At 64.3% G+C, this 22,176-nt stretch carries 21 protein-coding genes; 7 read left to right on the top strand and 14 right to left on the bottom strand.

The features are described 5' to 3' along the window. Nucleotides 1–54 precede the first annotated feature (54 nt). From BLT66_RS27360 to BLT66_RS02470, 7 genes are all read right to left on the bottom strand, one after another. Complete coding sequence (locus tag BLT66_RS27360) at nucleotides 55–1,689, bottom strand: methyl-accepting chemotaxis protein (protein ID WP_218922547.1); 1,635 nt, start codon at nucleotides 1,687–1,689, stop codon at nucleotides 55–57. A gap of 10 nt (nucleotides 1,690–1,699) precedes the next feature. After that, nucleotides 1,700–2,449 carry an ABC transporter ATP-binding protein gene (locus BLT66_RS02495; RefSeq protein ID WP_092755403.1) on the bottom strand — a complete coding sequence of 250 codons (750 nt, stop codon included), beginning with the start codon at nucleotides 2,447–2,449 and terminating at the stop codon, nucleotides 1,700–1,702. A 2-nt stretch (nucleotides 2,450–2,451) separates the two neighbouring features. After that, the gene (locus tag BLT66_RS02490; RefSeq protein ID WP_092755401.1) at nucleotides 2,452–3,210 is read right to left on the bottom strand and encodes an ABC transporter ATP-binding protein; all 759 of its coding nucleotides are present in this window, start codon (nucleotides 3,208–3,210) and stop codon (nucleotides 2,452–2,454) included. Then, on the bottom strand, nucleotides 3,207–4,178 hold the full coding sequence (locus BLT66_RS02485) for a branched-chain amino acid ABC transporter permease (RefSeq protein WP_092755399.1): 972 nt from the start codon (nucleotides 4,176–4,178) through the stop codon (nucleotides 3,207–3,209). The genes BLT66_RS02490 and BLT66_RS02485 overlap by 4 nt, the downstream gene beginning before the upstream one ends. Before the next feature lie 2 nt (nucleotides 4,179–4,180). Beyond that, nucleotides 4,181–5,056: a branched-chain amino acid ABC transporter permease gene (locus tag BLT66_RS02480; protein WP_092755397.1), complete on the bottom strand. Its 876-nt coding sequence runs from the start codon at nucleotides 5,054–5,056 to the stop codon at nucleotides 4,181–4,183. Nucleotides 5,057–5,155: 99 nt separating this feature from the next. Continuing rightward, a complete protein-coding gene (locus tag BLT66_RS02475) occupies nucleotides 5,156–6,349 on the bottom strand; it encodes an ABC transporter substrate-binding protein (protein ID WP_092755395.1) in 1,194 nt (397 codons plus the stop codon). A gap of 52 nt (nucleotides 6,350–6,401) precedes the next feature. Next, on the bottom strand, nucleotides 6,402–7,325 hold the full coding sequence (locus BLT66_RS02470) for a shikimate dehydrogenase family protein (RefSeq protein WP_092755393.1): 924 nt from the start codon (nucleotides 7,323–7,325) through the stop codon (nucleotides 6,402–6,404). A 129-nt stretch (nucleotides 7,326–7,454) separates the two neighbouring features. Between BLT66_RS02470 and BLT66_RS02465 the strand changes: the two genes are divergently transcribed. From BLT66_RS02465 to BLT66_RS02445, 5 genes are all read left to right on the top strand, one after another. Continuing rightward, nucleotides 7,455–8,237, top strand: a complete 783-nt coding sequence (locus BLT66_RS02465) for an IclR family transcriptional regulator domain-containing protein (RefSeq protein ID WP_092755391.1) — start codon at nucleotides 7,455–7,457, stop codon at nucleotides 8,235–8,237. Nucleotides 8,238–8,318: 81 nt separating this feature from the next. Next, complete coding sequence (locus BLT66_RS02460) at nucleotides 8,319–9,548, top strand: methyl-accepting chemotaxis protein (protein WP_143029133.1); 1,230 nt, start codon at nucleotides 8,319–8,321, stop codon at nucleotides 9,546–9,548. A 287-nt stretch (nucleotides 9,549–9,835) separates the two neighbouring features. Continuing rightward, nucleotides 9,836–10,876 (top strand): aromatic ring-hydroxylating dioxygenase subunit alpha, encoded by a 1,041-nt coding sequence (locus BLT66_RS02455; protein ID WP_092755387.1) that lies wholly within the window; start codon nucleotides 9,836–9,838, stop codon nucleotides 10,874–10,876. After that, nucleotides 10,873–11,838 (top strand): PDR/VanB family oxidoreductase, encoded by a 966-nt coding sequence (locus BLT66_RS02450; protein ID WP_092755385.1) that lies wholly within the window; start codon nucleotides 10,873–10,875, stop codon nucleotides 11,836–11,838. Before BLT66_RS02455 ends, BLT66_RS02450 begins: the two co-directional genes overlap by 4 nt. A gap of 3 nt (nucleotides 11,839–11,841) precedes the next feature. Then, complete coding sequence (locus BLT66_RS02445; RefSeq protein WP_092755383.1) at nucleotides 11,842–12,288, top strand: MarR family winged helix-turn-helix transcriptional regulator; 447 nt, start codon at nucleotides 11,842–11,844, stop codon at nucleotides 12,286–12,288. Nucleotides 12,289–12,361: 73 nt separating this feature from the next. Here BLT66_RS02445 and BLT66_RS02440 read toward each other — a convergent pair whose 3' ends face one another. The 7 genes from BLT66_RS02440 to BLT66_RS02410 form a co-directional block, all read right to left on the bottom strand. Then, a complete protein-coding gene (locus BLT66_RS02440; protein WP_092755381.1) occupies nucleotides 12,362–12,790 on the bottom strand; it encodes an RcnB family protein in 429 nt (142 codons plus the stop codon). Between the two features lie 158 nt (nucleotides 12,791–12,948). Further along, complete coding sequence (locus tag BLT66_RS02435) at nucleotides 12,949–13,512, bottom strand: PEP-CTERM sorting domain-containing protein (protein WP_092755379.1); 564 nt, start codon at nucleotides 13,510–13,512, stop codon at nucleotides 12,949–12,951. A 161-nt stretch (nucleotides 13,513–13,673) separates the two neighbouring features. Then, nucleotides 13,674–14,690: a dienelactone hydrolase family protein gene (locus tag BLT66_RS02430; RefSeq protein WP_092755377.1), complete on the bottom strand. Its 1,017-nt coding sequence runs from the start codon at nucleotides 14,688–14,690 to the stop codon at nucleotides 13,674–13,676. Further along, nucleotides 14,687–15,772, bottom strand: coding sequence for a lytic murein transglycosylase B (mltB, locus tag BLT66_RS02425; RefSeq protein WP_092755375.1), 1,086 nt, complete (start codon nucleotides 15,770–15,772; stop codon nucleotides 14,687–14,689). Before mltB ends, BLT66_RS02430 begins: the two co-directional genes overlap by 4 nt. 26 nt (nucleotides 15,773–15,798) lie before the next feature. Continuing rightward, entirely contained in the window at nucleotides 15,799–17,778 is a 1,980-nt protein-coding gene (locus BLT66_RS02420) for a transglutaminase TgpA family protein (protein ID WP_092755372.1), read from the bottom strand. A 61-nt stretch (nucleotides 17,779–17,839) separates the two neighbouring features. After that, nucleotides 17,840–18,796, bottom strand: coding sequence for a DUF58 domain-containing protein (locus BLT66_RS02415; protein WP_092756979.1), 957 nt, complete (start codon nucleotides 18,794–18,796; stop codon nucleotides 17,840–17,842). Continuing rightward, nucleotides 18,796–19,716 (bottom strand): AAA family ATPase, encoded by a 921-nt coding sequence (locus BLT66_RS02410; RefSeq protein ID WP_092755369.1) that lies wholly within the window; start codon nucleotides 19,714–19,716, stop codon nucleotides 18,796–18,798. Before BLT66_RS02410 ends, BLT66_RS02415 begins: the two co-directional genes overlap by 1 nt. Nucleotides 19,717–19,757: 41 nt before the next feature. Here BLT66_RS02410 and BLT66_RS02405 point away from each other — a divergent pair, with 41 nt between their 5' ends. Next, nucleotides 19,758–20,711, top strand: a complete 954-nt coding sequence (locus tag BLT66_RS02405) for a histone deacetylase family protein (protein ID WP_092755366.1) — start codon at nucleotides 19,758–19,760, stop codon at nucleotides 20,709–20,711. A 34-nt stretch (nucleotides 20,712–20,745) separates the two neighbouring features. Beyond that, nucleotides 20,746–22,032 carry a mechanosensitive ion channel family protein gene (locus BLT66_RS02400; protein ID WP_092755363.1) on the top strand — a complete coding sequence of 429 codons (1,287 nt, stop codon included), beginning with the start codon at nucleotides 20,746–20,748 and terminating at the stop codon, nucleotides 22,030–22,032. The last annotated feature ends 144 nt before the right edge of the window (nucleotides 22,033–22,176 follow it).

Below are 22,176 nucleotides of genomic sequence, written 5' to 3'. Positions count from 1 at the left end.
GCAGGCATCTGCGTGCTGGCCGGGTTGAACATCCATGGGCTGGCCTTGCATGGTTTATACCGACATTGGAATGCCCTGCAAACGCGGGCTGGCCAATGTCCGGGTGGGGCTCTGCGCGGCGTGGGCGGCGTGGACGGTGTCGCCCAGACGGAAGGCCGATACCGCATGCACTTGTTCTTCGGCCAGAGTCCGCAGGCTGGATGCGGCGGCGGCCATTTGCTCCACCAGGGCGGCATTCTGTTGCGTCGCCTGGTCGATCTGCGAAATCGCGTCGCCCACCTGGGCCACGCCCGAGGACTGCTCGTGGCTGGCGGTGCTGATCTCCAGCATGATGTCGGTGACGCGCTTGATGGCGGCCACCACCTGGGCCATGGTGCTGCCGGCGCGGTCTACCAGCGCATTGCCTTGCTCGACGCGCTGCACGCTGGCGTCGATCAGGGTCTTGATCTCTTTGGCCGCGGTGGCGCTGCGTTGCGCCAGGCTGCGGACTTCGCTGGCCACCACCGCAAAGCCGCGGCCTTGCTCGCCAGCGCGGGCGGCTTCGACTGCGGCATTCAAGGCCAGGATATTGGTCTGGAACGAAATCCCGTCGATGACGCTGATGATGTCGGAAATCTGCCGGGACGACTCGTTGATGCGTTTCATGGTCTCGACCACTTCGCCGACGACCGCGCCACCCTGGCCGGCCACTTTGGACGCGTCCAGGGCCAACTGGTTGGCCTGGCTGGCGTTGGCAGCATTCTGTTTCACGTTGTCGCTCAGCTCTTCCATAGACGCGGCGGTTTGCTGCAGCGCGCTGGCTTGCTGTTCGGTACGGGCCGACAGATCGTGGTTGCCCTGGGCAATCTCCGAGCTGGCGGTGGCCACGCCTTCCGAGCCCGAGCGCACGGTCGACACCACCTCCACCAGATTGTGTTGCATGTGCTGCAGCGCAGCCAGTAGCTGGGTCATTTCGCCGAACGATTTGACCGGCTGGGCTCGCACCACCAAGTTGCCTTCGGCGACGGCATTGGCTACGCGCACGGCTTCGCCGGCGGCGATACCCAGGCTGCGCGAAATCGACCAGGCCAGCACGGCGCCGATGGCGCAGGCCAATACGCCAATGCTGACCAGCACGCTGCGGGCCTGGGTCTGCCCGGCTTCAACCGCCTGCACGCCTTCGTCCATCAGGGCCTGCTGGCGCTGCGCCCATTGGCCAAGAACTTTCTGGTAGCCGATCAGGGCCGGCGCGTATTTGTCGTGAAATTCGGACCGCGAGAAATCGCTGGAGCCGCTGTCCACCGCCTGCAGTACGTCATTCATGGCGGCTTTGTAGACAGGGTGGGCGGCGGCCAGTTGCGACAGCAAGGCACGGTCGCTGTCTTCTTCTGCCGGGCCTTTGGCATAGCGTGCGACCAGCCCGTCGATGACTTTGATGTCTGCTTCAATCTGCGTGCGCAGGGGCTGCTGCTTGGCGGGGTCGGACGTGGCGATGAGCAAGCTGGCGTTGAAACCCTGGTTGCCCAGGATTTCCCGCCAGTGCAGAGCGTCGCGCTCGGTGGCGGCCAGTTCATTGCCCAGGCGGTAGGCCACCCGGCCCAGCCGCTCCTGTTGCAGCAGCCCCAATACCAGCACCAGCACCATCAGGCCCAGTACCGCGGCAAAGGCCAAACCCAATCGCCCGCGGATGCTGTTCATCAAAGAAGACATGCGCGTGCTCCTAGACGGTCGCTGCCGGCGCCGCATTTGCAGCATGGGCGCCACCCAGGAACAGCCGCTCGATATGCGGATCGGCCAGCAGCTCGGAGGCCGGCTTTTGCAGCACCAGGCGGCCCGATTCCAGCGCGATAGCTTCGTCGGAGATCTTCAGCGCGCTCTTCACGTTCTGCTCGACCATCAGCACCGTCGTACCCTGGTCGGCCAGCTTGCGCAAGAGCTTGAACACGTCACCGACCACCATCGGCGACAGGCCGATGCTGGGCTCGTCGATCAGGATCACCTTGGGGCGCAGCAGCAGGGCGCGGCCGATTTCCAGCTGCTTCTGCTCGCCACCCGACAGGGCCGAGGCCATGCTGTTCATGCGCTGTTTGACGCGGGGGAAGAACTCCAGCACCTCAGGGATGCGCTGGTGCGTCAGCTCTTTGCCGATGGTGATGCCACCCAGTTCCAGGTTCTGCCACACCGTCAGCTGGCCGAACAGGTTGCGGCCCTGCGGCACGAAGGCAATGCCCTTGGCCAGCAAATCTTTTTGCGTCAGGCCGACCACGCTCTCGCCGTACAGCTTGATCGTGCCCTGGCGGGGTTTGAGCAGGCCGAACAGGGTTTTCAGCACCGTCGATTTGCCCGCGCCGTTCGGGCCGAGTAGCAGGGTGATGGAGCCGGTCTGGGCCTTGAAGCTCAGGTTGTTCAGGATCATGAAGTCCTTGTAGCCGGCCACTACGTCGTTGAATTCAATGCAGGTATCGCTCATTTTTATGCTCCGAGGTAGGCGTCCAGCACCTGCTTGTTGCCACGGATTTCCGCCGGCGTGCCGATGGCCATCACCTTGCCTTCGACCATCACCATGATGCGGTGGCACAGGTCCATCACAAAGTCCATGTTGTGCTCGATCACCACGAAGCTGCTCTTCTTGCCGCTGGCGGGGTTGCGGTTCAGATCTTTCAGCAGGGTCGAGATGCCGCCGACCAGGCTGGGGTTCACGCCCGCGCAGGGTTCGTCCAGCAGCACCAGGTCGGGCTCGCTCATGAAGGCCATGGCGATGTCGACCAGCTTCTGCTGGCCGTAGCTGAGCTCGCCGGCCTTTTTGTCGGCCACGTGCTCGATGCGGAAGCGCTTGATCAGCGCGTCGGCCTTGCCGCCCAGGCCCGAGTCGCCAGGCGCGAACATGCGGCCGAACATAGTTCCCTTGTGCTCCTGCGCGGCGACGATCAGGTTGTCGCGCACCGTCATCTTGCCAAACACCTGCAGCGTCTGGAAGGTGCGACCCACGCCCTTGCGGTTCAGCTCCAGTGGGCCGCATTGGGTTACGTCTTCGCCATTCAGTTCGATCTTGCCGGTGTCCGGCGTGATCTGGCCCAGCATGCTGTTGAACAGCGTGGTCTTGCCCGAACCGTTGGGGCCGATCACGCCGAAGATCTCACCCGGCTGGACTTCGAAGCTGACGCCGCCCACGGCCTGGATCGCGCCGTAGGCCTTCTTCAGGTCGGTGACTTTTAACAGGGACTGGCTCATGGTTTGGCTCCCGCTGCAGCGCGGGCGGCGCTGGCTTCTTTGGATTGTTTCTTGGCCTTCATGCGGTCCGGCAGGCTCAGCAGCCCGTCGGGCAGCCAGACCATCAGGAACACCACGGCCGCGCCGAACAGCGGCAAATACCAGTCGGACACGCCGGGCACGTCGCGCAGCCACTCGGGCACCACCACGCCGACCGCCGCACCCACCACCGGGCCGAGGAAGTAGCCGGGCCCGCCTACCACCACCATCAGGTACATCATGATGGAGGCGCCGACGGCAAACGGTGCCGGTTCGATGAACTGCACCAGCGACGCAAACAGCGCGCCGGCCACGCCTGCATAGGCGGCGCCGATGGCGAACGACAGCAAGGTGTAGCTGCGGATGCTGATGCCCAGGCTCTCGGCCCGGATCGGGTTGTCGCGCAGCGCGGTAAAGGCCTTGCCCCAGGGCGAGCGCAGCAGGCCCCACAGCAGCAGGCCCAGGGCCACGGTAAACGCCAGCACCACGTAGTAGTACACCAGGTTGGCATTGGCGAAGGCCGGGCGGGCGATGTCGTTGATGCCGAAGGTGCCGCCGGTCAGCCATTCCTCGTTGCGCATCACCAGCCAGACCGCGGTGTTGAAACCCAGCGTGGCGAAGGCCAGGTAGATGGTCTGCACCCGCAGCGCCGGGAAGCCCAGCACCAGGCCGACGGCGAAGCACAGCGCGGCAGCGGCCGGAATGCCCAGCCACCAGCTGAAGCCGGCCTTCAGCAGCAAGGCCATGGTGTAGGCCCCAATGCCGAAGAAGGCGGCATGGCCCAGCGACTTCTGGCCGGCGTAGCCGACGGTCAGGTTCAGGCCCATGGTGGCGAGCACGAAGATCAGCCAGGTGGTCAGCAGGTAGATCCCGTAATTTTTAAGAAACAGCGGTGTAGCACACAGAAATACTGCGGCGACTGCTATGGAAATGAGAGTGGATTTTTTCATGGTCAGACCTTGCGCTCTTCTTTACGGCCCAGCAAGCCTTGGGGTTTGAACAGGATCACCACCATGAAGATCACTAGCGCCACCGCGTCCTTGTAGGCCGGCGAGATGTAGGCGGCCGCCAGGTTCTCGCAAACGCCGACGATCAGCCCGCCCAGCAGGGCGCCGCGCGAGTTGTTGAAGCCACCGATGATGGCCGCGAAGAAGGCTTTGTTGCCCAGCGATTCGCCCATGTCGAACTTGGCCAGGTAGGTGGGGGTGACCAGCACCGCGGCCGCGCAGGCCAGCACCGCGTTGATGGCAAAGGTGTAGAAGATCATGCGCGGCACGTTGATGCCCAGCACGCTGGCGCTCTCGGTGTTCTGCGCCACGGCCTGCATCGCGCGGCCGGTGATGGTCTTGGCCAGGAAGGCCTGGGTGGCGAACACTAGCAGCAGGGCCAGCACCAGGGTGCCGACGTCGGCCAGGGTGATGGTGACACCGGCAATGTTGAACAGCTTGTCGGCAAACAGGCTGGGGAAGGGGTGGGCTTCGGCGCTGTAGCCGGCGCGCATGCCGTTGCGCATGAAGATCGACAGGCCAATGGTGGCCACCACGATGGGCATCATGCCGAACTTGAACAGCGGATCAACGATGCCGCGCTTGAAGGCCCAGCCGAGCACGGCGGTGGCCAGTATGCAGGTCAGCAAAAAGCTGACCAGGAAGGGCGCACCCATGCTGACAAAGGCCAGCATCATGAAGGCCGGCAGCATCACGAACTCGCCCTGGGCGAAGTTGATGGTGCCTGCGGCCTGCCACAAGAGCGTGAAGCCCAGCGCGGCCAGCGCGTAGATGCCTCCGGTGGCCAGGCCACTGAAGAAGAGTTGGAGGAAGTCGGTCACGGGAGGGTCTCCTGGAGATGTCGCAGGTCGCCACAGCTGTGGCGGGGTGCTGGGTAATGCCCTCTCCCTCGCGGGGGAGAGGGAGGGCGCGCTGGGCCTTTACTTCTTCGCGGCCGGCGTCTTGACGTTGACGTTGCCGGCGTTCAGCGGCGGCACGGTGGCGATCACTTCCTGCTTGCCGTTCTTCACTTCGACCATGAAGCTCTCGCGGTCCAGGTCACCGTTCTTGTCGAACTCGACATTCATCAGAATGCCGGGGTATTTGTCGGTGGTGACCTTCAGGCCGTGCATCGCGGCGGCCACGGCCTTGCGGTCCAGCTTGCCGGCTTTTTCGATGGCTGCCTTCAGCGCATACACGCCGCTGTAGCCCTTCATGCCGTTGTGGTCGGACACGTAGTTGTAGGCCTTCTCAAACTTGGCGCGGAAGGCGCGGATCGAGGGGATGGGCGCATCCACCGTCAGGCCGACGTGGGCAATCGCACCGTTGGCGGCTTCGCCGGCCAGGTCAATCACCTTTTGGCCGGTCAGCGTGGTTTCGCCGATGATGGGCTTGGTCCAGCCTTGCTTGCGCAGTTCGCGCAGGATGCGGGCCGACTCTTCTTCGTTGGAGTAGGCAAACAGTGCGTCGGCATTGCTTTGCTTGGCCTTCAGCACCGGCGCCGAGAAGTCGACTTGGCCGCTGTCGCTGGAGATTTCCGCCACGATCTTGGTGTCGGTGCCGGCCAGGGCTTTCTTGATCGAATCCAGGCCGCCCTTGCCGAAGTCGTTGTTCACGTAAATGATGGCCAGGGTCTTGGCCTTGGTCACTTCGTTGATGTAGCGCGCCACCTTGGGCATGGCGGTTTCTTGCGTGAAGCTGGTGCGGAAGATGTAGGGGTTGCCGGCCTTGGTGATGCTGGCTGCTTCGCCGCCGGTGAAGTTGGGGATCTCGGCCTTACGGCTTTCGGCCATGCTGACCATGATGGAGCCGGAGAACACCGGGCCAAAGATGGCGAACACCTCGTTGTCCACGGCCTTTTGCGTCAAGCCCTTGGCTACGCCGGGGTTGCTTTGGGTGTCGGTGGTGATGGTCTCAAACTTCTTACCCAGCACGCCGCCGTCGGCATTGATTTCCTTCACCGCCAGCTCTACGCCGTTCTTGAAGTTGGTGCCTGCAGTGGCGCCGCCGCCGGACAGCTCAACGATGTTGGCGATCTTGATGGTGGCTTGGGCAAATGCACCGCCAGCGCTGGCTGCAATTGCGCAAGCAGCTACGAATTTAAGAGCGAAGCGCTTAGAAGAGGGGGTCTGCATGGATGTGTCTCCTGGTTGTAGATAAGGTGAGGAAAAGAGTGCGTTACAAAGCTTACGGCATCTGGCGGCGGATTTCACCTTGCAGCTCGGCCGGATAGATCAGTTCGCGCAAAAAATCTGCGTCTTCGCGCAACCGCTGGGCCGCATCGTGGAAGCCGAAGAAGTCCAGATAGCAATGGGTTTGCTGGATCATCATTTCAAACCCTGGCTCGGCCACCAGGCCGCGGGCGCGAGCAGCGCGCACCACCGGCGTGGGTTGGTTCTTCATCAGGATGTCGACCAGCGCCGCATGCGGCTCCATGCGGGCCACATCGCAGGGCAGGGGGTCGCTGGATTTCAAGCCCAGTGGGGTGGCGTTGACCACCAGGTCGAAGCCCGCCGGGTCGTTGCTGCCTACGGCCTGTGCGGCCACTGGCGAGCCTTGGCGGATGCGGGCCGCAGCCTGCTCGGCACGGCCGGGTGTGGGGTCGTAGAAGGCGATCTCGGCCGGTGCTTGTGCGCCGGCCAGTGCCAGTGAGGCGGCTATCGCAGCAGCGGCACCGCCGGCACCCAGGATCAGCACTCGTTTGGCGGCATAGGCAATTTGAAAGTAGCCGAGGCTGGCGACAAAACCCTCGCCGTCAAACAGGCCGCCTTCGATATGGCCGCTTGCGGTACGCCGCACCGCGTTGACGGCGCCGGCCATGCGGGCCAGGTCGGTGCTGCTGTCCATCCAGTCCAGCAGCGGCGCCTTGTGCGGAATGGTGACCCACAGGCCCTGGATATTGGAGGCGCGGAACACGGTGTTGACGAAGGCCTGCAGATTGGCCGGCGCGACACGCACCGGTACCAGCACCGCGTTGATGCCCAGCAGCGCAAAAATCCGGTTGAAGCTGGTGGGGGCTTGCACCTGCTCCACCGGGTCGCCAATGATCAGGTACACCGCGGTGTGGCCGTCGATGGCGTGTACGGGAGCAGTGGAAGAGGTGGTGGGCATGGCGGCGATGGCAGTGAATTTCGGAGTGAAATGTAGAGGCTGGCTTCGGCAATGGCAGCAAGCCGCGCACACGAATGCGCGATTAGTGAACGGTAAAGCGCGATAATCGACCGAAATTAGGGTTTACATATGGTTTCAAAGCACAGCAGCGAAGGGCAACTGGAGCGCCGCGACTGGATCGCCGGCCTGGAGAAAGGCCTGGGCCTGCTGGAGGCTTTTGACGAAGCCAATCCGCGCATGAACGCCACCCAGGCCGCCCAGCGCTGCGGCCTGACGCGCACCGCCGCGCGCCGCTACCTGCTGACTCTGGCGCACCTGGGCTATGTGTCTACCGACGGCAAGCTGTTCTGGCTGACGCCGCGGGTGCTGCGCCTGGGGCAGAGCTTTCTGGAGTCGGCCCGGCTGCCGCGCATCGTCCAGCCCTACCTGCAGCGCGTCACCGCCGGCACCCTGGAGGTCGCCTACCTGAGCGTGTTGGACGGCGACGACATCGTCTACATCGCCCGCAACGGCCCGGTGCGGGCCATGAGCACCGGCTATGTGCTGGGCGGGCGGGTGCCGGCGCAGGTAACGGCCGCCGGCTTGCTGCTGCTGGCCGAGCGCAATGCCGCCGAGCGCGAGCTGTGGCTGGCCGAGCGCGAACTCAAAACCTTCACCACCCACACCATCACCGACCGGGAGAGCCTGCGCACCACCTTGCTGCACATCCGCAGCCAGGGCTGGGCGGTGTCGGAACAGCAGCTGGAGCTGAACTATCGGGGGGTTGCGGTACCGTTGCGCGACCGCAACGGCGACGCAGTGGCGGCTCTCAGCGTTACCATGCCGATGGGGCACGAAGCCGCGCAGGATGCAGTGGCCCGCGTGCTGCCGGTGTTGCGCGAGACCGCCCAGGCGATGCGGAACTTGATTTAGCCCGTGTTGCGTGGACCGACAGCTAGCTGTCAATGTGTTGCAATTAGTTACACTGCGTCATCAATTTTTGGAAATCTAAAAATGCCGTTTTTCTCAAACATGAAAGTGTCCACGCGCCTGAACCTCGGCTTCGCGCTGGTGCTCGCTCTGTTGGTGGTGATCGTTACGGTGGCCACGCTGCGCTTTGGTGAGCTTGCGCAAATGAACCGCCGGACATTGCAAGACGGCCTGGCGAAGAGCGCGGCCGCGGCCACGGTGAACGAGATGGTGGATCTGCAGAAGCAGCAGCTGCAAAAAGATGCGGCAGCCCAGGACGCCTACATCTCGTCCACTACCACGCTGTTGGTGGCCCTGGGCGGCGTGACGGTGGTGCTGGGTGCCACTATCGCCATTTTGCTCGGCAACAGTATTTCCGGCCCGCTACAAGAAGCCCTGTTGATCGCCGACACCGTGGCGTCGGGCGACTTGAGCCAGGATTTTGAGAGCAACCGGGGCGGCGAATTTGGCAAGCTGTTGAACTCCATGGGCGACATGGAGGACAAGCTGACCGAGCTGGTCACCAGCATCAAGGATTCCACCGGATCGATCCTGTTGGCCTCCAAAGAAATCGCCGCCGGCAATGCCGACCTGTCGGCGCGTACCGAAACCCAGGCTTCGTCGCTGGAAGAAACCGCGGCCAGCATGGAGCAGCTGACCGCCACCGTGCGGCAGAACGCCCAGCGCGAGCAGGTGGCCAACGGCCTGGCCGCCAATGCGTCCAAGATCGCCCAGCGCGGTGGTGATGCGGTGGGCGAAGTGGTCGAGACCATGGACGCCATCAGCCGCAGCTCGAAGAAGATTGTCGACATCATCGAGGTCATCGAAGGCATTGCCTTCCAGACCAATATCCTGGCGCTGAACGCTGCGGTGGAAGCCGCCCGCGCAGGCGAGCAAGGCCGTGGCTTTGCGGTGGTGGCCAGCGAGGTGCGCACCCTGGCGCAGCGCAGCGCCGATGCCGCCAAGGAGATCAAGGGCCTGATCGGCGACTCGGTACAGCAGGTGGAAAGCGGCGCGCAGCGCGTCGACCTGGCCGGTCGCACCATGCAGGAAATCGTGCAGGCGGTGCAGCAGGTCACGGCTGTGCTGTCCGAAATGGCCGATGCCTCGGCGCAGCAAAGCACCGGTATCGAACACGTGAACCAGGCCGTGGTGCAGCTGGAGGCAGTGACCCAGCAAAACGCATCGCTGGTCGAGGAAACTGCCGCCGCCGCCGCGTCTATGGCGACCCAGGTCGAGCAGCTGCAGGCTTCGGTCGATACCTTCAAGGTGTAAGCGCCGTTCGGTTACCCACCGGTGCAATGCCGGTGGGTGAAAACTATAGTTTTGATAGCTGCTAGCGCAGGCAGAATAAGCGCTAGAGCCTGATTTAACCCCAATTTCTCACCCAGGCCCTGGCCTGAACTTTACCTCCCCAATTTCGAGATCCTAGGGTAATTGCTAGGTTTTAAGCGAGCCAACGATCCGTATACTGAATCTACATTCAGGATGCTGATCGTCAAACCGTGCTGCAGGCGATGCATCCTCTCCAAACATGCAGCCAACGATGGAAGCAATCCGCCATGTTCCCTAAAAACGCCTGGTACGTCGCCTGCACCCCCGATGACATCCAAGACAAGCCCCTGGGCCGCAAGATCTGCGGCGAGTCCATGGTGTTCTACCGTGGACCCGAAGGCAAGGTCACCGCGCTAGAGGACTTCTGCCCGCACCGCGGCGCGCCGCTGTCGCTGGGCAAGGTGGAAGACGGCAAGCTGGTCTGCGGCTACCACGGTCTGGAAATGGGTTGCGACGGCAAGACCGTGGCCATGCCCGGCCAGCGGGTGCGCGGCTTCCCGGCGATCCGCGCGTTTGCCGCCATCGAGCGCTACGGCTTCATCTGGGTCTGGCCCGGCGACATCGCCCAGGCCGATGAAAGCAAGCTGCACCACCTGGAGTGGGCCGAGAACCCCACCTGGGCCTATGGCGGCGGCCTGTTCCACATCAATTGCGACTACCGGCTGATGGTTGACAACCTGATGGACCTGACACACGAAACCTATGTGCATGCTTCGAGCATCGGCCAGAAGGAGATCGACGAGACGCCTACCAAAACCGAGGTCCACGGCGATGAGGTGGTGACCAGCCGGCACATGGAAAACATCTTTGCACCGCCGTTCTGGCGCATGGCGCTGCGCGGCAATGGCCTGGCCGACGATGTGCCGGTGGACCGCTGGCAGATCTGCCGCTTTACCCCGCCCAGCCACGTGATGATCGAGGTCGGCGTGGCCCATGCAGGCCACGGCGGCTACGACGCGCCGGCCCAGCACAAGGCATCTTCCATCGTGGTCGACTTCATCACGCCTGAGACCGAGACCTCGATCTGGTACTTCTGGGGCATGGCCCGCAACTTCAAACCCGATGACGCCGAACTGACCGCCAGTATCCGCGAAGGCCAAGGCAAGATCTTCAGCGAAGACTTGGAGATGCTGGAGAAGCAGCAGCGCAACCTGCTGGCCCACCCTAGCCGCAAGCTGCTGATGCTGAACATCGACTCCGGCGGCGTGCAGTCGCGCAAGGTGATAGAGCGCTTGCTGGCTGCCGAAGCACCGCAGGTGACAGCATGAACTCGGCCAAGATCAGCGTCCGCGTGGCGCGCAAGTCGCAGGAAGCGCTGGACATCTGCAGCTATGAGCTGGTCGCCACCGACGGCGCGGCGCTGCCGGGCTTTTCGGCCGGTTCGCATGTGGATGTGCATCTGCCCGGCGGGTTGACGCGCCAGTATTCGCTGTGCAACGACGCCAGCGAAACCCACCGCTACCTGATCGGCGTGCTGCGCGACCCGGCATCGCGCGGCGGCTCGCAGGCGATGCACGACGCGGTGCAGGAGGGCGATGTGCTGCAGATCAGTGCGCCCAAGAACCACTTCCCGTTGGCGCACGCTGCCAGCCGCAGCCTGCTGCTGGCCGGCGGCATAGGCATCACGCCGATTCTGTGCATGGCCGAACGCCTGGCCGCCAGCGCCGCGCCGTTCGAGATGCACTACTGCAGCCGTTCGCAGGAGCGCACTGCGTTTTACGAGCGCATCCGTGCATCGGGTTTTGCATCCCAGGTGCATTTTCATTTCGACGATGGCGCCAGTGTGCAAAAGCTGTCGCTGCCCGATCTGCTGGCCGAGCCGCAGCCGGGTGTGCACCTTTATGTTTGCGGGCCCAAGGGCTTCATGGACGCGGTGTTGCAAACGGCGCGCGCCAGCGGCTGGCCGGAGACCCAGTTGCATTACGAATTCTTTTCGGCCGAGGTGGTCAAGTCGGATGACGATGCCAGCTTCGACGTCAAGCTGGCCAGCTCGGGCCGGGTGGTACGCATCGCCGCCGACCAGACCGTGGCCAAGGCGCTGGCACTGGCCGGGGTGGAGATTCCCATGTCCTGCGAGCAAGGCGTGTGCGGCACCTGCCTGACCCGTGTGCTGGAGGGCGAGCCCGACCACAAGGACATGTACCTGACACCGGAAGAGCAGGCTGCCAACGACCAGTTCACCCCCTGCTGCTCTCGGTCAAAATCAGCTCTTTTAGTGCTGGATTTGTGACACATGCCTGAACCCACCCTGATCGGACTGCAAGACCAACCCGGCCATCTGATCCGCCGCGCCCACCAGATATCGGTGGCCAGTTTCCATGAGCATCTGGGCCGTGAAGTTACGCCCGTGCAGTACGCGCTGATGCGGGTGCTGCAGGACAAGCCGGGCATAGACCAGAGCACGCTGGCGCTGGAGGTGGCGCTGGACACATCCACCACCGCCGACATCGCCGCGCGGCTGGAAACCAAAGGCTGGATCACCCGCGCCGTGCTGGCCCGCGGCCAGCGCAGCCTGGCGCTCACGCCGGCAGGCGCGGCCTTGCTGGGCACCCTGGTGGCGGGCATGGCGCAGATGCAGTCCACGTTGCTTGGGGGCTTGGAGGCAGGGGAGCGCGAGGAGCTGCTGCGGCTGTTGCGCAAGTTTGTCGAGCCCGATTCGCGCAAGCGCCAAGGGCGTTGAGTCGGTTGCTGCAGAACGAAAAAAGCCGCTCCCGAGAGCGGCTTTTTCATGGATGCCATGGTCTGGTCAGAGCTTAGAAGTTACCCAACATGATCTGCGCAATGATGCCGGTGGTGATGGCCACCAGCACATAGTCGCCGCCGGTCTGCACCCAGTGGTATCCGCGCGGTGGCGCATGCAGGTGGTGACCACGCCAGTCGTCCACCACGTACTGGCGGTTGCGGTATTCGGCCGGCAAACGGCCCCCCTTGTGGAAGCGATGGTCCGGCCCTGCGCCGCGCGATTGCGCCTGGCCGGGGCCGTTGTGTTGCTGTGTCTCCATGCGCTGCGGGCCGGGCCGCTGGTTGTGCTCGCCCGGGCGGGCGTTGGAGTGGCTGGGCGGTTTGCCATGCCGGGGCAGCTCCTGGTCGCCACGACCACCCGAGTTGCCCTGGGCGAATGCCAGGCTGCTGAGGGTCAGAGCGGCGGCCGTGAATGCGGCAGTGAGTGCTGTTTTTTTCATGGGATGCTCCTTAAAAAACCACTCTTTGATTGGACCGGTAAGCCCGGTTTTCGGCTGTAGGAGAGCACGTGCTTTACCCATGTTTACAGAGGCTTGCTAACAACAGCGGCCCCACGTAAAAAGCGCCCAGTGGGCGCTTTTTACGGTGCAGGCAAGACTCAGGTTTTTACGCGGCGGCGCACAGCCATCAGCCCCACCAGACCCAGTCCCATCAAGGCCAACGAACTGGGCTCGGGAACCGCGTTGGCGACATCGCGCGCCACTGCAACTGAATGGTAAGTCACGTCGTCCATGACAAATTGCCCGTTATTCGCTAGCAGTCGAACTTCATCGATCAGACCGCCGTAGCCGGAGGACAGGAACGTCGGAGTGCTGGACAGGCCGAGCGTGGATGAGGTATGGACCAGTTGGCCGTTGTTATACAGCTGGAACGTTGCACCATCGAATCCGGCGAAGAATGCACCGTCAAAAACGACGTCACTGGAAAATTTGAAAAAATCCTTAGCAGGGTTGTAGTTGTAAATGCGAACATTGCCCGATGAAGCGTTGTAGGAAGACTGAGCCCAATCGTAGTAAGTCCAGCCATTGCCCCAGGTCAGTCCGGCATAGTTGGATGCCAGGGCGCTTTGACCATGCAGGTCTTCGAACGTGACGACAGTGGCCTGGGCCATGCCAGCGAATGCAATGGCCGATGTGGCCAGAAGTTTGGTGAGTAAACGCATCGGGGTTCCTTCGTTTGTTTTGTCTGTTACGCAGTGTTACATGGCGACACGCGTAAGCCGTTGAAAACAAACAGCATTCCGAAACTTCAACCCGCTTGCGTGATTTAGTCGAGCCTCTTGGGCGACTGCATTCGTGGTTTTGCAACGCCTGCCCAGGCTGTTCAGGGAGCTGGTTTGCCCGCAGAAAAGATGCTACGCACGAATTCTTGCGCATCGCTGCGCGACTGGCGGAAGGCTTGCTCGTTGCGACCTACGTGCGCGCCGCGCTGCACGCAGCCATTGAAGAAGGCGCCCAGTTGATCCGGGGCGATGGTGCTGCCGCTGCGCTCGGCCGTGATGGTCCAGTTGTCGATGTCCCAGCGCACCACGCCGCAGGGAAGGCCAGAAGTGGCGTTTGGCAGAAAGAATACTTGGTAGGTCGCGTCCCAGGAATGGCCGGCGCGGGGGTAGGCGATGGTGCGGATGGCGCTGCCGGCGTCGGCATATTTTTGGGCCAGCTGTTCGCAGGGCTCGGCGCCGACATAGTCGTCGTCCTTGCCGACCAGGTTCAGCATCGGTGCACGTGTCGTGTTCGGCGACCAGTAGACCTGGTTGCAACCTGCATAGGCGGCGATGTGCAGCGCAAACTTCAGGTCCGACTTCAGTACGGCTTTGCGCAGCGGCTCCAGCGCACTGCGGAAGGCGTCCGAACCACCGCGCGAAAAGCCCATTACGCCTATGCGCGTGGCATCGATGTGGGGGTGGCTGGCCAGCAGCTGCAGCGCCAGCAGGCCATCGGCCAGGGTCGCCGAGGCGGGCACCAGCGACTGGTCTTCGGCCGTACGCTTTACGCCGCGCGGCTCGAAGCTGCTGACGACGAAAGTCGCCACGCCGATACTGTTGAAGGCATCAACCCACTGGGCCATGCTTTTCTCGATGCCACCGCTGCCGTGCATCAGCACGATGGCGGGTACAGCGGCATCGCCGTTGGCGGGCAGGCTCAGGTCGCCCCAGACCTTTTGCCCGGCCCAGTTCTGGCGCCGTTCCCGCGCCAGGTCGAACATGGTTTTCGGCGTGAAGCTGTTGAATTCAATCCGGCCCTGGGTGTCGGGTGCAAAAGGTTGTGCAGCTTGTGCACCTACCGCTGATGCCAGCAAGGTGGCTGCGGCCAGCAGCAGTGCGCGTAGCCCGCGGCTCATTGCCCACCCCTGGCTTTGAAGGCTGCCGCGACTTCACGCCCCAGCTCGATCACCGCCATCGCGTAGTAGCTGCTCCAGTTGTAGCGGGTGATGGCGTAGAAGTTCTCGGTGCCGGCAACAAACTCGGGCGGGTCGCCGCCGTTCTGCAGCTCGATCAGTGCCAGCGGGCCGTTGTGCTGCAGGGCCGCGCCGTCCAGCACCGCGCCCTTGGCCTGGAAGCTGGCCAGGCTGAAGGTGGGCAGGATGTCGGGCGCCATCAACGCGTCCATGTCCAGAGTCTTCGTGTCGAACTGCACCGGGTAGTGGGTGGGCATACCGGTCTGCCAGTGGAACGCCTTGAAATAGCTGGCCACCGAGCCAATCGCGTCGGCCGGGCTGTTGAACAGATCGACGCGGCTGTCGCCGTCGAAGTCCACCGCGTAGTGGGCCCAACTGGTGGGCATGAACTGCGGCAAGCCCATGGCGCCCGCATAGCTGCCGCGCAGGCTCAAGGGGGCGATGTTGGCGCGCTGGGTCAGGCTCAGGTATTGCTCGAGCTCACCTTTGAAGTAGGCGCTGCGCTCCTTGGCGCGCGGGTGGCTGGTGGGGAAGTCGAAGGCCAGGGTGGCCAGCGCGTCGAGCACGCGGAAGTTGCCCATGTTCTGGCCGTAAATCGTCTCCACACCCAGGATGCCGACGATGATCTCGGCCGGCACGCCGTATTCTTTTTCAGCCTGCTCCAGCGTGGCGCGGTTGGCCTGCCAGAAGCGCACGCCGGCGGCAATCCGCACCGGGTCGATGAAGCGGCTGCGGTAGACCTTCCAGTTCTTGACCGTGCCCTTGGGCGCAGGCGCCATCAGCTTGGGCACGCTGGCAATGAAGCGGGCCTGGCCCAGGGTCTGGCGCACCCAGGCCGGGTCCAGGCCGCGGCGGTCGGCGATGTCATCGGCTGCGGCCATGGCGTCGTCCCGGCTGGCGTACAGCGGGCCGCTGGGGCTGGCCGCGGTGGTCGTCTTGTTTTTTACGGTTTTTAGGGGTTTGGCGCAGGCAGGGAATGCGCAGGCAGCTATTAAAACAAGAGCAATCGAGAGAAGTTTGTACATGGCGTTAGAAAGGTGGCCGCCCGAGTTTAGTGTGGCCACACCAGGCGTTTGAAGCCGCGCCGCAGCGTCGCCAGGCTGTGCGGGGTGTGTGGCGCGTAGCGCTGGGCTTCCATTTGCAGCAGCCAGTCGCGAACAGCTGGGTGGTCTTGCGCCAGCGCCGCCATCTGCCGGGGCGGGGCGTTGTCGGGCACGGCCACGCCGGCTTGCAGCAGCTTGCGTCGCGCGGCTTGCAGCAGGCGCAGCCAGGGGTCGTGCTGGCGCCGGTCCCACTGGGCCCAGGCGGCTCCGCCCAGGCTGGCCAGCACGACTATGGCGGCCAGCACTTTGCCCAGGTCTTCCCACTCCGGACTGCTGAAACCGAGGTTCTTGAGCAGGTCCAATTGCTTGCCTTGGCTGTAGTTCAGCACCCACTGGTTCCAGCCGTTGTTCATCGCATCCCAGGCGGCGCGCAGGCGCTTGGCCACGTCGGGGCTGACGGTGGCCAGGGTGTTGCCAACGATGCCGCGCGGCGCTTGCAGCCGTTGCAGCGTGCCGACGCGGCCCGGCGATACCGCGCCGGTCGGGTCGACCCGGGTCCAGCCGCCGTCGGCCTGCCAGACCTCGGCCCAGGCATGGGCATCGCTCTGGCGTACCACCCAGAAGCCGTCCACGCCGTTGAGCTCACCGCCCTGGTAGCCGGTGACGATGCGTGCCGGTATGTCCAGCGCCCGCATCAGGATCACGAAGGACGAGGCGATGTGCTCGCAAAATCCCTCTTTGCGGTCGAACCAGAATTCGTCGGCGGTGTCGCGGCCGTAGACGCCGGGCTCCAGCGTATAGGTGTAGCCGCCGCTGCGCAGGCGCTGCAACACGGTTTGGACCAACGCGGTGGTGTTGGCGCCGGGCTGGGCACGGCGGATCTCTGCAGCCAGCTGCAGGGTGCGCGGGTTGAAGCCGGGCGGCAGGTCTACAAAAGCCTGCAGGCTCAGGTTAGCCCGCTGCGGCCCGTAGCGGAACTGCGGGTAGCTCTGCACCTGGTAGCGCGTCAGATCGCTGATCGGGCGGCTGGCAAGCCATTGCAGGTCGGGCGTCATCACCGCGCCCAGATTGCCGGGCAGGGTGGGGGGCTCGGGTGTGGCGTCCAGCGTCAGCAGCCAGGGGCGGTTGTTCGGCTCCAGCGTCACCTGGTAATTCACCGCTGGGCCGGACACCTGCAGATCGCTGTCGGCCCGGCGCGCAAAGTCGCTGTACTGCGGCCGCCAGGTCCGCCCGTCGTACAGCGACAGCACCGGGCCGCGGAAGTACAGCTCCGTCTGGGCCGGCGGCCGGCCGTCAAAGCGCACCCGCATGGCGATGCCATCGTCCAGCGCCAGGCTGGCCATGGTGCCAACCTCCATCTGGCTGGACAGGCCGCTGCGCCCGGCCATGGCGTCGCTGGGCACGCCCCACAGCGGCGCCATGCGCGGGAACAGCATGAACAGCACGGCCATGATGGGCGCGCCCAGCAGCGCCATGCCGCCGGCGATGCGCGCGGCTTCGCGCAGCGGCGCCTTGTTCTCGACCGGCATATGGGCGTTGACCAGCGCCGTCAGCAGGCCGAGCAGGGCGATCAGCATGGCCGCGGCGGTGAGCAGCGACTGCGAGAAAAAGAAGTTGCTGAGCATGGTGAAGAAGCCCAGGAAGAACACCACAAAGGCATCGCGCCGGGCCCGCAGCTCCAGCGTCTTCAGCGCCAGCAGCAGCACGATCAGGGTCACGCCCGCATCGCGCCCCAGCAGGGTCTTGTGCGTGGCCCAGGTCGCCGCCAGGGTGATGGCCAGCAAGGCCAGCAGCCACCAGCGCGAGGGCAGCGGGCGGGACCGCCAGGCCAGCCAGCCGCGCCACAGCAGCACGCCGGCCGCCAGGCCCGCGCACCACAACGGCAGATTGCCCACCTGCGGCAGCACCACCCAGGCGATGACGGCCAGCAGGAACAGCGTGTCGCGGCTGTCCCGGGGGAGGGTGGTGAACGGGCTCAGCCAGCGCATGGGATGGGTGCTATGGAATAAATAGCTGCTTGCGCAGGTGGAATAAGCGCCAGAGGCCGATTCAGCATAAAGCCAAGGCCTCCAGGCAGCGGCGCTTGTGGGCCTCGCCAGCGCTGGGCGGGATCTCCAGCCCGGGCAGGTGCAGGCCGTAGTCCAGCCCGTGCTGGTCGGCCAGCAGCACCCAGGCGCATAGGCGCGAGAGCTTGGCTTCTAGGCCGAGCGCGCCGGCCTGGGTGTAGTCCAGCCACAGCTCGTGCCGCTGGGCCTGCTGGCTGTCGCGGCTGACCAGTTCGTCGGCCTTGGCGGCCTTCTTCCAGACCACCAGCTTCAGCGGGTCGCCGCGCCGGTAGGCGCGCACGCCGTCGAATTCGCCCGTGGCCTGTACTGCGCTGTGGCTGGAGCCGCCGGCGCGCGGCTGGCCGGGCGGCAGTGGCGGCGGGTGGGCTTCGGGCCGGGGGTAGACCAGCAGCTGGGCGGCGGGCCGCCAGTAGGTCCAGACGCGGAAGGTGCCGAGCGGGAAGCGGGTCTCGGCGGTGATGGTGGGCAGGCGCTGCAGGCCGCGTTCGGTCGGGCTGAAGGCAATCTGCACGCTGCTGCTGCCGAGGGCTGGCACATCGGTCCAGGCCCAGTGGCCCGAGCCCAGCAGGCCCAGGCCTATGCCGTGCCGGGTGGTCTTGCGGATGCTGCTCAGTTGGATGGAAATCAGGGCGTTGGCGCCGATGTACTGTGGCTCGGGTGCTATCAAATGCATATTCAGGCCACGCAGGGTGGCGTGGCCTACATGCACGCCGACCACGGCGCAACCGGCCAGCAGAAAGGTCAGCAGGTAGCCCAGGTTCAGCTGGTAGTTGATGCTGGCTACCAGCAGCACCAGCAGGGTGGCGGCCAGCATGAAGCCGGGCGCAGTGGGCAGGATGTAGATGTTGCGCTGGGTCAGAAACGTGGTGTCGGTGAAATGGATGCGTAGCTGCCACCAGCGTTGGTAACGGGCGCGCAACGAGGCGAATGGATTCGGAATCACGGCAAGGGCGTACCCGCGATCATGGCTTGCACCTGGGCCACCGCGCCGCGGCCCGCGTCGCCGACCGGCACCAGCCGGTGCGCCACGGTCTGCGCCAATATCGCCTGCACGTCGTCGGGCGCCACGTAGTCGCGGCCACTCAGCAGCGCCTGGGCCTTGGCGGCGCGCACCACGGCAATGCCGGCGCGCGGGCTCAAGCCTTGCAGAAACCAGCGGCCCGAGCGGGTGGCGGCCACCAGGTCTTGCACATAGTCGAGCAGCGGATCGGCAGCATGCACCTGCAGCACCTGCTCCTGCAGCTCGCGCAGTTCATGCGGACTGAGCAGACTCGGCAGGTGTTCCACCAGGTCGCGCCGGTCCTGCCCGGCCAGCAGCTGGCGTTCGGCCGCGCGGTCGGGGTAGCCTAGCGAGATGCGCATCAGGAAGCGGTCCAACTGAGACTCGGGCAGGGCGAAGGTGCCTAGCTGGTCCAGCGGGTTCTGCGTGGCGATGACGAAGAACGGCACCGGCAGCGGGCGGGTGGCGCCTTCGACGGTGACCTGTTTTTCTTCCATCGCTTCCAGCAACGCGCTCTGGGTTTTGGGGCTGGCGCGGTTGATCTCGTCGGCCAACAAGATCTGCGCAAACAGCGGGCCGGGGTGGAACACAAAGGCTTCCTTGCCGCGCTCGTAGATCGACACACCGGACAGATCGCTGGGCATCAGGTCGGCAGTGAACTGCACGCGTGAAAACTGCAGCCCGAAGGTGCGGGCCAGCGCATGCGCCAAGGTGGTTTTGCCCACGCCGGGCACGTCTTCGATCAGCAAGTGGCCGCCGGCCAGCAGGCAGGCCACGCAGTCCTGGACCTGGGCGGATTTGCCCACAATCACCGTGTTAAGCTGGTTTAGCAGTGCGTGGAGTTTGTGTTGTACATGCATGCCAAGACGTTACCCGAAATTACAAAACCCGGACAAGCAACGTGAACAAGACCGGATATTTCACCCACCCCGATTGCCGTAAACATGAAATGGGTCCAGGACACCCCGAGTCCCCCGAGCGCCTGTCCGCAATAGACGACCGCTTGCTGATCTGCGGCGTGGCCGATGCGTTGGACCGGCGCGAGGCCACCGCCGCCGCGCTGGCCGACGTCGAGCTGGCCCATGGCCGCAACTACGTGGCCACTTTGCGCGGCCTGACCGCCACCTTGCGCGAAGAGATCAGCGCCGGCGGCCCCAGCCATGTGCAGCTGGACCCGGACACGTCCATGAACATCCACACCTGGGATGCGGCTTTGCATGCTGCGGGCGCCGCCCTGGCCGCCACCGACGCGGTGATTGCCGGCGAGCTGGAAAACGCCTTCTGCGCGGTGCGCCCGCCCGGCCACCACGCCTGCCGCGACCAGGCCATGGGTTTTTGCTTTTTGAACAATGTGGCCATCGCCGCCAAGTACGCGCTGGAGCGCCATGGGCTGAAGCGCGTGGCCATCGTCGACTTCGACGTGCACCACGGCAATGGCACCGAGAACATCGTGGCCGGCGACGAACGCATCCTGATGGTCAGCTTTTACCAGCACCCGTTTTACCCGGTGGGCGGCGCGCAGTCGGACGCGGCCAATCTGGTCAACGTGCCGGTGCCGGCCTACACCAGAGGCATGGAGGTGCGCGAGCTGATCGAGATGTACTGGCTGCCCCGGCTGGAAGAGCATCGGCCGGAGATGATTTTCATCAGCGCCGGCTTCGATGCGCACCGTGAAGACGATATGGGCCAGATGGGCCTGGTCGAGCAAGACTACGCGTGGATCACCATGCGCATCAAAGACATGGCCCGCCGCTTTGCCCAGGGCCGCATCGTCAGCTGCCTGGAAGGCGGCTACGACCTGAGCGCGCTGGGCCGCAGTGTGGAGGCCCACCTGCGGGTGCTGGCCGATTTGTAATTTGTAATTTGATTTAGAAGGACCCCGCGTACCGATGGCGAATGCACCGATCAATGATTTCGATAGTTGGATAGCCGCGCTGCTGCAGCCCACTGCCTTGCTGGAGTTGGCCAGCCTGGCCCTGTGCCTGCTGCTAGCCTGGAGCCTGGTCTGGGCGGTGCGCCGGGCCGTGGGCACACCGGACGAGCGCTCGATTCTGTTTGGCCGGCGGATCGTCGACGGCGTAATGTTTCCGTTGCTGCTGCTCGGCCTGGGCACATTGGCCCAGCTGCTGCTAGCCCAGTGGATACCGTTGGCGGTGTACAAGATCGCCATGCCGGTACTGGTGTCGCTGGCGGTGATACGCACCGGGGTCAAGGTGCTGCAGGTGGCGTTCCAGGATGCGCCGGTGGTGCGGCTGCTGGAGCGGACGATTTCCTGGGTTGCCTGGCTGGCCATGGTGCTGTGGGTCAGCGGCCTGCTGCCGGTGCTGCTGGAAGAGCTGGACCAGCTGAAATGGAAGGTCGGCGGCTCCACGCTGTCGGGTCGGAATATGGTGGAGGGCGCATTGACGGCCGGCGCTGTGCTGATCGTGACGCTGTGGATTTCATCGGCCATCGAGGCTCGGCTGCTGAAGTCGGCCACCGGCAGCGCGCTGTCGCTGCGCAAGGCCTTGAGCAATGCCACCCGGGCGCTGCTGATGTTCCTGGGCCTGTTGCTGGCGCTGTCGGCCGTGGGGATCGACCTGACGGCCTTGTCGGTGCTGGGCGGTGCGGTCGGCGTGGGCATAGGCTTTGGCTTGCAGAAGCTGGCAGCCAACTATGTGAGCGGCTTTGTGATCCTGGCCGAGCGCAGCATCCGCATCGGTGACTTTGTGAAGGTGGACAACTTCGAAGGCCGGGTCACCGACATCAATGCCCGCTACACCATCGTCAGCGCGCCGAATGGCCGCGAATCCATTGTGCCCAACGAGATGCTGCTCATCCAGCGGGTGGAAAACCTGTCGCTGCGCAACTCCCGGATTTCGCAGTCCACCGAAGTGTCTGTAGGCTACGACAGCGATGTGGACCTGGTGATCCGCCTGCTGACCGAGGCTGCGCTGCAGCACGACAGGGTGCTGCGCGACCCTGCGCCGTCGGTCAGCCTGACGGCTTTCGGCGCCGACGGGCTGGAGTTCAGCCTGGGCTACTGGATTGCCGACATTGAAAACGGCCAGGGCAATCTGCGCTCGCAAATCAACCTGGCCATCCTGCAGGCGCTGCGCGCCCACCATATCGAGGTGCCGTACCCGCAGCGCGTGGTGCACACGCAAAAACCGGCCGAGCAGCTGTCTCCAGGTTGACGCAGCACCATGGTCGCGTGGAGTATCTGCAGCCTATAATCGCCAAAAAAGAACGACCGTTCTATTTTGTGTAAATCACATGACAGCCGCCGCATAAAATCGCGGGCGAAGAGCCAAGTTCGTTTTTCCATATAACTTTGAGGA

Origin of the sequence: Rhodoferax sp. OV413 (assembly GCF_900104385.1) — a bacterium.
Classification (GTDB): Bacteria; Pseudomonadota; Gammaproteobacteria; order Burkholderiales; family Burkholderiaceae_C; genus Rhodoferax_B.
Note: the sequence above shows the minus strand (reverse complement) of the source record. Positions and strands in the feature narration are given on the sequence as shown.